The sequence below is a fragment of the Sphingomonas endophytica genome, from assembly GCF_001476895.1.
GTDB classification, from domain to species: domain Bacteria; phylum Pseudomonadota; class Alphaproteobacteria; order Sphingomonadales; family Sphingomonadaceae; genus Sphingomonas; species Sphingomonas endophytica_A.
This window is the reverse complement of sequence record NZ_LDTB01000062.1, coordinates 1-12,423: the sequence shown is the minus strand read 5'-3', so window position 1 is coordinate 12,423 and position 12,423 is coordinate 1. Positions and strand designations below refer to the sequence as shown.

Sequence of the window (12,423 nt, the reverse complement as noted above, 5' to 3'; positions counted from 1 at the left end):
CGCGATCAACAGGGAAGGGATGCCGATGGCCTTTTCGGACGAGGTGGGACGGTTTCGCGAGGGGAATGCGGCGCCGCTCTACCTCCAGCTACAACAGGTGATCCGGGAGGCGATCGGCGGCGGCATCCTGAAGCAGGGCGATGCCATTCCCGCCGAGCGCGACCTGGCGACCGAATATGACGTGTCGCGGATCACCGTGCGCAAGGCGATCGGCGGGCTGGTCGAGGACGGGCTGCTGACCCGGCGGCGTGGCGCGGGGACGTTCGTCGCCGGGCGCGTCGAGAAGAGCTTCTCGAAACTGTCGTCCTTCTCGGAGGATATGGCAGCGCGCGGGAAGACCGCGTCGAGTAGCTGGGTCAGCCGCGTCGCCAGCACGGTGAGCCCCGAAGAGAGCATGGCGCTGGGCCTGTCGCCCGGTGCGCCGGTGTTCCGGTTCCAGCGCATCCGCCATGCCGACAACGAGCCGATGGCGCTCGAGATGTCGACCATCGCCGGCTATTGCCTGCCGTCGGTCGAGGCGGTGGAGGATTCGCTCTACACCGCGCTCGACAAGGCCGGCAGCCGCCCGGTGCGCGCGCTGCAACGCTTGCGCGCGGTGCCGTTCGGGCCGGAACATGCCAAGATGCTGGGGGTCGAAACCGGCCATGCCGGGCTGCTGATCGAGCGGCGCGGCTTCCGCCGTGACGGCCGCGCGGTGGAGTTCACGCGGTCCTATTATCGCGGCGATGCCTATGACTTCGTGGCGGAACTGTCGGACCTGTAGAGGCCGCCGCCATCCCGCCCCATCGTCATCCCCACCTTCGCGGGGATGACGATGACGGTGCGGCTTACGCTGTCAGCGCTGCGGTATCCGCCACGAGCAGGTGCAACGTCCCGTCGGCCGGACGTGCGACCGCGCGAACGCCGAGGTTTCGCAGAGCCGCCTCATCGACCGTCCCGCTCGCCAGCGCCACGCGCACGCGACCCGGATGAACGCTCGCCTCGCGCACGTTCGCGGCGCCGCCCAGCATCTTCAGCACCGCCGGCGACAGCGCGACCGGCGCGTCGTCGACCGGCTCCGCGACCGGCGCGGCGGCGACCGCGACCCCGCCCGCTGCCAGCGCATCGCGGATCTCGACCGCGACGACATCGGCGATCGGGCCGAGCACGACCTGCAAGGCGGTGTTCGACGGACGGATCAGCCCGCGCGCGCCCAGCGCCTTCAGCGCGGCATCGTCGACCGCCTGCTGGTCGCGGACGTTGAGGCGCAGCCGGGTGGTGCACGCGCCGACCTCCGTCAGGTTCGCCGCGCCGCCCAGCGCGCGGGCGAAGGCCGCGCCACGCTCGCCCGCCGCGACCGCCGTCGGCGCACCCGCCTCGACCGGCTCGCGCCCCGGCGTCTTCAGGTCGAACTTCGCGATGAAGAAGCGGAACAGCCCGTAATAGAGCGCGAAATAGACCGCGCCGACCGGGATCAGCAGCAGCGGCTTCGTCGCGCGGTTGAAGTTCAGGACGTAATCCAGCAGCCCGGCCGAAAACCCGAAGCCCAGCTTCACGCCGAGCGCGTTCATCAGCGCCATCGACACGCCGGTCAGCACCGCGTGAACCGCGTAGAGAACGGGCGCGAGGAACATGAAGCTGAATTCGATCGGCTCGGTCACGCCGGTCAGCGCGGAGGTCAGCGCGAGGCTGAACAGCATGCCCCCGATCGCCTTGCGCCGTTCCGGCAGCGCGGCATGGTACATCGCGAGGCAGGCGGCGGGCAGCCCGAACATCATGACCGGGAAGAACCCCGCCATGAACGCCCCCGCGGTCGGATCGCCCGCGAAGAAGCGCCGCAGGTCGCCAGTGGTGCCGTGATAGTCGCCCATCACGAACCACACGATATTGTTGAGCAGGTGGTGCAGCCCGGTGACGAGCAGCAGCCGGTTGAGCAGCCCGAACAGGAACAGCCCCGCGCCACCCGAGGCGGCGATGCCGTAGCTGAGCTGGTCGATCCCGCCCGCAATCGTGGCGAAGCCGGTGCCGATCAGGACGGCGAGCACCAGCCCCGCCAGCCCGCTGACGATCGGCACGAAGCGGCGACCACCGAAGAAGGCGAGATATTCCGGCAGCTTGATCGTCGAGAAGCGATTGTAGAACAATCCGCCGACCAGCCCGGAGATGATGCCGGTCGGCACGTCGAGCCGCGCGATCGCCTTGGCCTTCCACGCCGCGATGGCCAGGTCGGCGGAGGGGCCGGTCAGCCCGGCGGTCGTCTCCGGCGGGACCGACAGCAGCACCTTCGACGCTTCGGTCGCGACGAGGAAGCAGACCACGCCGGCCAGACACGCCGCGCCGTTGCCGTCGCGCGCGAAGCCGGTGGCGACGCCGATCGCGAACAACAGGCCGAGGTGCGAGAAGATCGCATCGCCCGCCGCGCTGACGAACGCGATGTCCAGCAGGTCGGGCTGGCCGAGCCGCAGCAACAGGCCCGCGATCGGCAGCACCGCGATCGGCAGCATCAGCGCGCGGCCGAGCGGCTGGAGTTTGCCGAGGATCGATTTCATCGTGCGAACTCCCGTGCGAGGCGGCGGACGGCGCTGGCGTCCGGACAGGCGAGCGCGGCGCGGGCATGATCGCGCGCCGCCGCCAGGTTGAGGTCGCGGACCAGCGCCTTGATTTCCGGCACCGCCGCCGGGGCGACCGACAATTCGGTGACGCCGAGGCCAAGCAGGATCGGCACCGCGAGCGGATCGGACGCTAGGCTGCCGCACACGCCGGTCCAGCGTTCGCGCAACGCGCCACCGCGCACCGTCTCGCCGATCAGCCGCAGCACCGCCGGATGCAACCCGTCGAGCGCGCCCGCCACCGCCGCGTTGCCGCGATCCATGGCGAGCGTATATTGGGTCAGATCGTTGGTACCGATCGACAGGAAATCGGCGTGCGCGGCGATCAGATCGGCACCGATCGCGGCGGCGGGCGTCTCAACCATCACGCCCAGCTCGACATCGCGCGCGCCGCCGGTCAGCCGGTCGAGCACCGCGCGCACCTTGAGCAATTCGTCGACGCCCGCGATCATCGGCACCATGATCCGGCAGCGGCCCAGCGGGCGGACAGCGAGGATCGCGGTGAGCTGATCCTCCAGGATCTGCGGATGCGCCAGCACCACGCGCACGCCGCGCAGGCCCAGCGCCGGGTTTTCCTCGCCCTCGATCGGCAGATAGGGCGCGGGCTTGTCGCCGCCGATATCGAGCAGCCGGACGATCAGCGGACGACCGTCCAGCGCATCGACGACCGCCTGGTAATCGGCGGTCTGTTCGGCGACGTCGGGCGCGGTGTCGCGGTCGAGGAACAGCAATTCGGTGCGCAGCAGGCCGCAGCCCTCCGCGCCGTTCTTCACTGCAAAGGCGGCGTCCGCGGGCGAGCCGCAATTGGCGAACAATTCGATCCGCGTGCCGTCGGCGGTGCGGCATTCCTCGCCCGCGCGGGCGAGCGCATCGGCGCGGCGGGTCGCGGCGGTGGCGACGCGCGCCTCCGCATCGGCCAGCGTCTCGGGCGAGGGCGCGGCGTGGAACAGCCCGGCACCGGCGTCGAGGATGACGCGCGCGGCGACCGGCACGTGACGCAGGGGATCACCCAACGCGACCAGCGTCGGCACGCCGCGCGCGGCGGCGAGGATCGAGACGTGCGAGGTCGGCCCGCCCTTCACGATCGCCAGCCCGGCGAGCCGGTCGAGATCGAGCGCCATGAATTGCGACGGCAGCAGGTCCTCGGCGACGAGGATCGCGCCCTGGGGCAACGTGACGCCGCTGTCCTCGACGCCCATCAGGCGCCCGATCAACTGGCGCTCCAGATCGCGCATGTCGTCGGCGCGCTCGGCGAGGCGGGCGTCGCCCCCCGCGCGCAAGGCATCGGCCTGCGGACGGATCGCGGCGCGCCACGCATGGGCGGCGCTATGCCCGGCGGCGATCGCGGCGCGCGCGGCACCGAGCAAGGCGTCGTCTCCGAGCATCGCGGCATGCGCGTCGAGGATCGCGCGCAGCGGGCCGCTCGCGGCGGCGGCCTTGGCGGCCAATTCCGACGATAGCGCGGCGCAGGCCTGCGTGAAGGCGGCTTCCTCCGCCGCGATCCCGCAGCCCTCGGACGGCACGTCGAGATCCTGCACGTCCCAGCGCGCGACGGTGCCGATCGCGAGGCCCGGCGCGGCGGTGACGCCCGCGATCGCGCCCTCGGGCACGTCGGTCGGGCGCTCCGGCGCGGCGCGGGCAGGGGCCGCAGGCTCTTCCTCGATACCGTGGAGGATCAGCTCGGCGACTGCCGCGACCGCCGCTTCGGCCTGCGGGCCGGTCGCGGCGATCGTCAGCTCGTCGTTGTGCGCGACGATCAGCGACAGCATGCCGACCGGGCTGCTCGCACTGACGGCCGCGCCCTGCTTGGCGAGCGTTACCGCCGCGTTGAAGCCCTTCGCCACCTCGGCGATCCGGGCGGCCGGGCGCGCGTGGATGCCGTGCGGCAACGGCACGGTGATCGTGCGCGCGGCGCTGGGGCCGTCGCCCGCCGCTTGTATCGCCGTTTGCGCCAACGGAGAGAGCGTCACGAAGGCGTCGCCGGTCGCGACCATCCCCGGCGCGGCGCGCGTCCTGATCGCGAATGCCTCGCCATTGGTCACGACGACCGGCGTCACCGCCGCGCGCGCCTCGCGCACGATCAGGTCGAGGTCGAAGCGGATCAGCGGCTGGCCACGCGTTACCGTGTCGCCCGCCGCCACCAGCATCTCGAACCCGCGCCCGCCCAGCGTCACCGTGTCCAGCCCGATATGGATCAGCAGTTCCGCGCCCTCGGGGCTGCGCAGGGTTATCGCATGGGCGGTCGGCTGCACCGTCAGCACCACCGCATCGCACGGCGCGACCAACGTGTCGCCGGTCGGGTCGATGGACAGCCCGTCGCCCAGCATCCGCTCCGCGAACACCGCATCGGGCACGTCGTCGAGCGGACCGGCCCAACCCTCCAGCGGTGCGGTGAGCGTAATGGGGGACATGGCGGCTCCGATGGACAAAGGGGTCAGGCGACCGGCTGTGCGCCGATCCAGGTGCTGGCGGGGTGCAGGTCGCGGGTCAGGATCGCCCAGTCGGCGCGCTGCCCGACCGCCAGCGTCCCGCGCTCATGGGTCAGCCCCAGGAACGCCGCCGGGCTGGTCGCCGCCAGCCCCGCCGCTTCCTCGGGCGACAGCCCGAGCCGCGTCACCGCGCCGCGCACCGCGCCCGCCATGTCGAGGTCGGAGCCGGCGAGCGTGCCGTCAGTGCCGACGGCGCGGCCGCCCTCGACATGGATGTGCTGCCCCTGCATCACGAAGTCCTTGGTCTCCGCCCCGACGCACGGCATCGCATCCGTCACCAGCATGAAGCGGTCGGCAGGACGCGCGCGCAACGCGATCCGCAAGGGCGCGTCATCGACATGGAAGCCGTCAACGATGATCCCGCAATAGGCGGTCTGGTTGTCCAGGCACGCCCCGACCACGCCGGGCGCGCGGTGCTTCAGCGGGGACATGGCGTTGTAGAGGTGCGTCACCCCCGTCACGCCGGCGGCGAAGGCGGCGGTCGCCGTCGCGTAATCGGCATCGGTATGCCCCAGGCAGACCAGCACGCCCGCTTCGGCCAGTGCGGCGATCCGCTCGACGGGCACCTGCTCGGGGGCGAGCGTCACCATCACCTTGCCGCGACGCGGCGCGCTGAGCAGCGCCAGCATCTCGTCGTCGAGCAGGCGGAAGCGCGCGGCATCGTGGATGCCCTTGCGCGCGACGTTCAGGATCGGCCCCTCGACATGGATGCCGACGACGCCGGGCACGCCCGCGGCGATCGCGGCATCCACCGCGTCCAGCCCGCGCCCGATCACGTCGGGCGTGTCGCTGATCAGCGTCGGCAGCAGCGCGGTCGTGCCGTAACGCGCGTGCGCGGCGGCGATGGCGGCAATCCCCTCGACGGTCGGCGTGTCGTTGAACAGCACGCCGCCGCCGCCGTTCACCTGCGTGTCGATGAAGCCCGGCATCACCCAGCCGCCGTCGAGATCGGTAGCATCAGCGTCCGCCACGGCGTGGATCGCGGTGATGACGCCGTTCTCGACCTCGAACGTCGCCGCATCGAGCGTGTCCGAAGGGGTGACGACATGGCCGTTGGTGAAGCTGTGCCGCGTCATAGCGTGCGCGTGACCTTGCTCAGGTGGAGGGGGGCGTCGGGATCGAGCCCGCGTGCGACCGACAGCGCATTGGCCATCCGGTAGAAGCTCTGGATCGACAGGATGGGCTCGATCGCCGGATGATCGGTCAGCGCGGGCGGGTGGCTGTCGCCGTTCGCGCGCGCATCGGCCAGCGCGACGCGCGCGCCGCGCCCGGCGAATTCCGCCGCCGCCTCGCGCACGCCGTCGCCGGCGGCATCGGAGGTGGCGAAGGCGATCAGCGGAAAGCCTTCGTTGACGATCGCCATCGGGCCGTGGCGGACTTCGGCGGCGCTGAACGCCTCGGCATGGAGCGCGCAGGTTTCCTTGAGCTTCAGCGCCGCTTCCTGCGCGATGCCGAAGCCCAGCCCGCGCCCGATCACGAACAGGTTGTTGGCGTCGACCAGCATGTCGACCACCTCGCTCCAGTCGAGCGCCCATGCCTCGGCCAGCCGCTCCGGCAGGCGTGCCACCGCGTCGCGCAGCGTCGCGTCGTCGGCCCATTCGGCGACCAGCAACGCCTGGGCGGCGAGTGCGGTGATGTAGGATTTGGTCGCGGCGACCGACTTTTCCGGGCCGGCCATCAGCGGCACCAGCGTGTCGGCGGCCTCGGCCAGCGGGGAGGTTGTGTCGTTGACGAGCGCCACGACATGCGCGCCCGCCGCCTTCTGCGCGGCGACGGTGGCGAGCAGGTCCGGGCTGCGCCCGCTCTGCGAGATCGCGATGCACAGCGGCGCGGTGGGGGTCTTCACCGTCGCGTCATAGATCGACACGACCGAGGGGGCGGCGGAGGCGACCGGCACGCCGACCATTGTCTCGATCAGATATTTGCCGAAGGTCGCGGCGTGATCCGACGAGCCGCGCGCGCAGGTCACGACGACGGCGGGCGGGTTCGCGCGCAGATGCGCGGCCAGCGTGCGCAGCGTGTCGCGATTGGCATCGATCATCCGCGCCACGGCGGCGGCGGCCTCGCCGGCTTCGGCGAACATCAACGTGCTGTCGGGCTGATCGACCATGTCGGAATGAAGCTCCCTCACATCGGGGTCAGCACGGCGCGCCGCCTCCGATGATGACGGCTTAAGTCCTAGATTGGTATTATTCAAGAGCGGTCGGCGCGCAGAAAATGCACCAGTTCGGTCACTGTCGCGGCATCGGTCGCCTTCGCGCCAACCGCTGCGAACCCGAAACGTGCCAGCATCGGGTCGGCGGCGGGCAGCGGCGCGCGGCACGAGGCATGAACCTCGCGCACGCCGGTGGACAGGATCGCGGGCAGCGTGGTCGCGGAAACACCGCTGCCGGCGAGGATCGTGATCCGATCACCCGCGCGCGCCACCAACGTGGCCAGCATGTCGCCGCCATCCACCGCCAGCGGCGCGCCACCCGAGGTCAGGATACGCTCGAACCCCAGCGCCACCGCCTCGTCCAGCGCGGTGGGCAGGTCGGGCACCAGGTCGAACGCGCGGTGCAGCGTCAGCGACAGCGGCGTGCCGCGCGCCTCTCCCAGATCGCGCGAGAACGCGATCCAGCGCGCCAGCAGGTCGGTGTCGAGCCGCCCGTCCTCCCGGCTGGCGCCGATCACCACGCCCGCCAGCCCCGCCTCCGCGGCGGTGCGGATGTCCTCGGCGACCAGCGCCCGGTCGGCGGCATCGTACACGAAGCCCCCGGCGCGCGGGCGGGCGAGCAGATGCACCGGCAGCGGCGCCTGGGCCGCCGCGCGCACCAGCGACGCGGGCGGCGTCAACCCGCCGACGTCGAGCGCGGCGCACAGCTCGATCCGGTCCGCGCCACCGCCCACCGCCGCCGCGATGCCGTGCGCATCCTCGACGCAGACTTCCAGCGTGGTGCGTGTCATGCCGCGAACAGCGATGCGGCCTTGCGAACGACGGTGCGTCCGGCGGCATCGGTGACGGCATAGGTGAAGCCCGGCAACAGGCAGAACGCCCCGACATTCCCGCGCGGATCGAGCGCGAGAAAGCCGACCTGCACGCCCTTGATCGCGTCGCCGCGCAGTCTCGCGATATGGCGGACCACTTCCTCGCACGCCTTCTGCGCCGTCATGCCGGCCCGCATCGACGCGACGACGCGCGCGGTTCCGGACACGCGCGTCACTTCCTCGCCCAGCCCGGTCGAGGTCGCCGCCCCGACGCCGCGTTCGACATACAGGCCCGCGCCGACCTGCGGCGAATCCCCGACGCGGCCGCGCATCTTGAACGCCATGCCGGAGGTCGTGCACGCGCCCGCCATCCGTCCGCTGGCATCGCGCGCGAGCAGGCCGATCGTGTCATGGTCCAGCGCGCCGCCGGGCGTCACGTGCCGCTGTGTGCCGTACGTCCCCGTCTCGCTGTTGGCGACCGGCTGATACTGCGCGGTCTTCAGCCATTCGCGCCACGCCTGTTCGGCCTCGGGGGTCAGCAGGTTCTGCTTGGGGAAGCCCTGCTCGCGCGCGAACCGCGTCGCGCCGTCGCCGGCCAGCAACGTGTGCGGGGTCTTTTCCATCACGCGCCGCGCGACCGAGATCGCATGGACCGTATCCTCCAGCACCGCGACCGCGCCGACCCCGCCGGCATCGTCCATGATGACCGCGTCGAGCGTGACGTGGCCGTCGCGATCGGGATAGCCGCCATAGCCGACCGAGTGATTGGCGGGATCGGCCTCGGGCACCTTCGCCCCCGCCTCGACCATGTCGATCAGCGATCCGCCCGCCTTCATCGCGGCGAACGCGGCCTCATTGGCGGCGGCGCCGAAATCCCACGTCGATACGATCATCGTCGCCTCGCCGGACACGGCCCGCGCGCTCAGCGGCGCAGCCGCGCCCAGCGCCGCCAGCCCGGTCATCACCGACCGCCGATTCGTCATGTCCGTCCCTCCGCCCATCGTCTCGACCTTTACCATGCACGTCCCATCGCCGGTCGCAATGCCAACCTGCATTGGTTATGTGCTTGGTTATATTAAGGTATTGACGACAGCGATCGGCTCCTGCAACCAACAGGAATAATTAAATCATCAGAAACAATTAGATATACGGGAGCAGTCGATGTCCGTCCTCAGTCATAGCGTATCGGTAACGGCCCTCGCAGGCGCCCTGTTGCTCGCCTCGCCCGCGCTGGCGCAGGTCGCCGCGCCGGGCGACAGCGACGCCGCCGCGCAGCGCAGCACCGCGATCGCGGGCGAGCCGATCGAGACGCCGGCCAGCACCGGCGACGTCGTCGTCACCGGCTCGCGCATCCAGCGCCCGAACGTCGCGAGCGCCGCGCCGATCACCTCGGTCACCGCGCAGGACATCCGTGCGCAGGCGCCGCTCAACGTCGAGGAGGTGCTGAACCGCCTTCCGCAAATCGCGCCGGACAGCCAGCAGAACTATCAGGACTCGGATGGCCGCCAGCGGATCAAGCTGCGCAGCCTCGGCTTCGAGCGGACGCTGGTGCTGATCGACGGCAAGCGGCTGGGCACGCAGAACGGACAGGACACCGGCATCATCCCGCCGTCGCTGCTGGAACGAGTCGACGTGCTGACCGGGGGCGCATCGTCCGTTTATGGCTCTGACGCGGTGGCCGGCGTGGTCAATTTCATCCTGCGCCCCAGCTTCGACGGCATCCGCATCGACGGCAATTACAGCTTCTACAACCACCAGAATCGGGACGGCACCGCGTCGCAGGTGGCGCGCGCGTCCGGCCTCGCCTCGCCGCGCGGGCTGGTCAACGACGGCGGCCGCAGCGACATCACGCTGACCGCGGGCAAGAAGTTGTTCGACGACAAGCTGAGCCTGATGGGCTTCGTGAATTATCGCCAGGCGAATTTCGTGCCGTACAGCGCGCGCTCGACCTCGGCGTGCGAGGTGCAGCAACTGTCCAAGGACGGCCCGCTGTCATGCGCCACCACCTCCTATGCGCCGGGCGGCTTCGTGCGGCCGGGCAACGTTTCCGATCCGGCGTCGCAGCCGGAATTCATCAACAATCCCGATGGTTCACGCACGTTCGTGCCCTATGGGCAGGGCACCAGCAACGCCTTCGACCGGCGCGGCTATCCGCTCCAGCGCGACATGGAGCGCGTCAATGCGGGCGGCTTCGCGACGCTGACGCTGGCGCCGGAGCTGGAACTCTACGGCTCGGCGATCTGGTTCGAGGACACGTCCTACAATCGCTATCCGACGCGGGTGCTGAGCAGCAGCAGCTATGGCAACCAGCCGTTCCAGGTGAATTGCAACAATCCGTTCCTGTCGGCGTCGCAGGCGAGCGCGCTGTGCGGCGCGGCGGCGGGAACGACTGCGCTGGCGCCGCTCGACGTGCGTTACCGGTTCGACAATCTGCCCTATACGCTGGACGAATATGTCAATCGTGGCCTGCGCGCGACGGCGGGTGTACGCGGCAAGGTGGGGACGGCATGGACCTATGACGTCGGCGGCGTCTATGCGCGCAACACGCAGGACGTCAGCTACGGCGACATCCCCGATTTCGCACGCGTCAACAATGCCTTGAACGTCGTGAACGTGAACGGCACGCCCACCTGCGCCTCCGGCGCGGCGGGGTGCATTCCCTTCGACGCGTTCAGCGCCGGCAATGATGGCGCGGTGCTCAACTATCTGCTCGCCGGCAACCCGGCGACGACGCGCGGCGTGGGCACGCTCTGGGACGTGACCGCGAACGTGACCGGTGATCTGGGCGAGTACGGTATTACCTCGCCGTTCGCCGATGACGGCGTGGCGATCGCGCTCGGCGCGGAATATCGCAAGGACAGCTACCGCGCGACCGCGAATGAGCGCTTCCGGCAGTTGAACGCAGGGCAGGATTTCGACGCGTCGCAGGACGTGTGGGAATCGAACATCGAGGTTCAGGCGCCGCTGATCCAGGACAAGCCGTTCGCGCATCTGTTGCAGGCCAACGGCGGCTTCCGCGTGTCGAAGTACAGCACCAACCCCGACACGTTCACGACCTGGAAGGCGGAAGGGCTGTGGGCGCCGGTCCGCGACCTGACGCTGCGCGCCTCGTTCAACAAGGCGCAACGCGCGCCGACCGTCGTGGAGATCCGTCAGGCCCGCAACATCAGCTTCGGCCAGCAGGGCGGGCAGCGCGGCGACTTCTGCGCGCCGACCCGCAACGCCGACGGGACGTTCAATCCGCCGGCCGCCTCGATCGATGTGTGCCGCGCGACCGGGCTGAGCGACGCGCTGTACGGCAGCCCGACGCTGATCTGCCCGGACAACAGCTGCACCATCCGCTCGGGCGGGTTCACCGCCGATCCGGAGACCGCCTATACGCAGACCTATGGCTTCGTCGCGCGGCCCAGCTTCGTGCCCGGCCTGACCTTCTCGGTCGATTACTACCGGATCAAGATCGACAATTCGCTCGGCTACAACGACGACAATTACTATCTCGACGGCTGCCTGCGCTCGGGCGGCGATCCGTTCTTCTGCTCCGGTATCGTCCGCGACGCCAACGGTACCTTGTTCGCATCGGCGGCGAACAATCCGACCAGCGGCTTCATCCGCGCCGGCACGACCAATTACTATCGCTCGCTGGCGCGCGGCTGGGACTTCCAGGCGCAATATACCCTGGATGCGGGCAATGCCGGGCGGTTCGACTGGGGCTTCACCGGCTCGCTCACCACGCTGGCCGGCGGGCAGGACTCCCCGATCCAGCCGGAGCGGAACTGCGCCGGCTATTACGGCAACGGCTGCGGCCAGTTGATCCCGAAATGGTCGCACGGCCTGCGCACGACGTGGAGCAGCCCGGACCGGGTGTTCAACGCCTCGCTCAACTGGCGGCATGTCGGCCCGCTGACCAACGCCAACAACTCGGGCGATGCCGCGATCGGCGGAACCCCGGACCGGGTGCAGCAGACCTATTACCGGGTCGATGCGCAGGATTATTTCGACCTGGCGCTGACGTTCAACGTCAACCGCCAGTTCGCGCTGCGTGTGATCGCGAACAACCTGCTCGATCGTGTCGCGCCGTTCGTGCCGAATTCGTACAATATCAGCCTGGCGCGCAACAACACGATCCCGCAGCGCTACGACTCGCTCGGGCGGCAGATCGCGATCGGGGCGACCGTGACGTTCTGATCGGGGTTCTCACTCCTGCTCGTCACCCCGGCGTTCGCGGGGGTGACGAGCAGGGGTGGGGGGGCGCGTTTCCGGCGATCCCATGGAGAGAAAAAGCCGCGGAGATCCTCCGCGGCTTTTCGGGACTTCAGCGTTGCGGCGCGCGGCGCGCGAGTATGACGACCATCGACAGGGTCGCGATCGCGCCGATCGCG

At 70.1% G+C, this 12,423-nt stretch carries 8 protein-coding genes; 2 read left to right on the top strand and 6 right to left on the bottom strand.

The window, feature by feature from the left end:
* Positions 1-25: 25 nt before the first annotated feature.
* A complete protein-coding gene (locus NS334_RS13745) occupies positions 26-763 on the top strand; it encodes a GntR family transcriptional regulator (protein WP_058756534.1) in 738 nt (245 codons plus the stop codon).
* Positions 764-827: 64 nt separating this feature from the next.
* Here NS334_RS13745 and nagE read toward each other — a convergent pair whose 3' ends face one another.
* The 6 genes from nagE to NS334_RS13715 all read right to left on the bottom strand — a co-directional run bounded on the left by nagE (position 828) and on the right by NS334_RS13715 (position 9,027).
* Positions 828-2,528, bottom strand: a complete 1,701-nt coding sequence (nagE, locus tag NS334_RS13740) for an N-acetylglucosamine-specific PTS transporter subunit IIBC (RefSeq protein WP_058756524.1) — start codon at positions 2,526-2,528, stop codon at positions 828-830.
* Positions 2,525-4,999 (bottom strand): phosphoenolpyruvate--protein phosphotransferase, encoded by a 2,475-nt coding sequence (gene ptsP, locus NS334_RS13735; protein ID WP_058756523.1) that lies wholly within the window; start codon positions 4,997-4,999, stop codon positions 2,525-2,527. The genes nagE and ptsP overlap by 4 nt, the downstream gene beginning before the upstream one ends.
* A gap of 23 nt (positions 5,000-5,022) precedes the next feature.
* Positions 5,023-6,153 carry an N-acetylglucosamine-6-phosphate deacetylase gene (nagA, locus tag NS334_RS13730; RefSeq protein ID WP_058756522.1) on the bottom strand — a complete coding sequence of 377 codons (1,131 nt, stop codon included), beginning with the start codon at positions 6,151-6,153 and terminating at the stop codon, positions 5,023-5,025.
* Positions 6,150-7,187, bottom strand: coding sequence for an SIS domain-containing protein (locus tag NS334_RS13725; protein WP_058756521.1), 1,038 nt, complete (start codon positions 7,185-7,187; stop codon positions 6,150-6,152). The genes nagA and NS334_RS13725 overlap by 4 nt, the downstream gene beginning before the upstream one ends.
* Positions 7,188-7,270: 83 nt before the next feature.
* On the bottom strand, positions 7,271-8,023 hold the full coding sequence (locus NS334_RS13720) for a copper homeostasis protein CutC (protein WP_058756520.1): 753 nt from the start codon (positions 8,021-8,023) through the stop codon (positions 7,271-7,273).
* Positions 8,020-9,027, bottom strand: a complete 1,008-nt coding sequence (locus NS334_RS13715) for a N(4)-(beta-N-acetylglucosaminyl)-L-asparaginase (RefSeq protein ID WP_058756533.1) — start codon at positions 9,025-9,027, stop codon at positions 8,020-8,022. The genes NS334_RS13720 and NS334_RS13715 overlap by 4 nt, the downstream gene beginning before the upstream one ends.
* A 178-nt stretch (positions 9,028-9,205) precedes the next feature.
* Between NS334_RS13715 and NS334_RS13710 the strand changes: the two genes are divergently transcribed.
* Positions 9,206-12,229 carry a TonB-dependent receptor domain-containing protein gene (locus tag NS334_RS13710; protein ID WP_058756519.1) on the top strand — a complete coding sequence of 1,008 codons (3,024 nt, stop codon included), beginning with the start codon at positions 9,206-9,208 and terminating at the stop codon, positions 12,227-12,229.
* The last annotated feature ends 194 nt before the right edge of the window (positions 12,230-12,423 follow it).

Bases quoted from the DNA above. Each gene is read 5' to 3' on its own strand.
- nagE (WP_058756524.1), bottom strand. From the start codon at position 2,528: ATGAAATCGATCCTCGGCAAACTCCAGCCGCTCGGCCGCGCGCTGATG.
- NS334_RS13725 (WP_058756521.1), bottom strand. From the start codon at position 7,187: ATGGTCGATCAGCCCGACAGCACGTTGATGTTCGCCGAAGCCGGCGAG.
- NS334_RS13715 (WP_058756533.1), bottom strand. From the start codon at position 9,027: ATGACGAATCGGCGGTCGGTGATGACCGGGCTGGCGGCGCTGGGCGCG.
- NS334_RS13745 (WP_058756534.1), top strand. From the start codon at position 26: ATGGCCTTTTCGGACGAGGTGGGACGGTTTCGCGAGGGGAATGCGGCG.
- NS334_RS13710 (WP_058756519.1), top strand. From the start codon at position 9,206: ATGTCCGTCCTCAGTCATAGCGTATCGGTAACGGCCCTCGCAGGCGCC.
- ptsP (WP_058756523.1), bottom strand. From the start codon at position 4,999: ATGTCCCCCATTACGCTCACCGCACCGCTGGAGGGTTGGGCCGGTCCG.
- nagA (WP_058756522.1), bottom strand. From the start codon at position 6,153: ATGACGCGGCACAGCTTCACCAACGGCCATGTCGTCACCCCTTCGGAC.
- NS334_RS13720 (WP_058756520.1), bottom strand. From the start codon at position 8,023: ATGACACGCACCACGCTGGAAGTCTGCGTCGAGGATGCGCACGGCATC.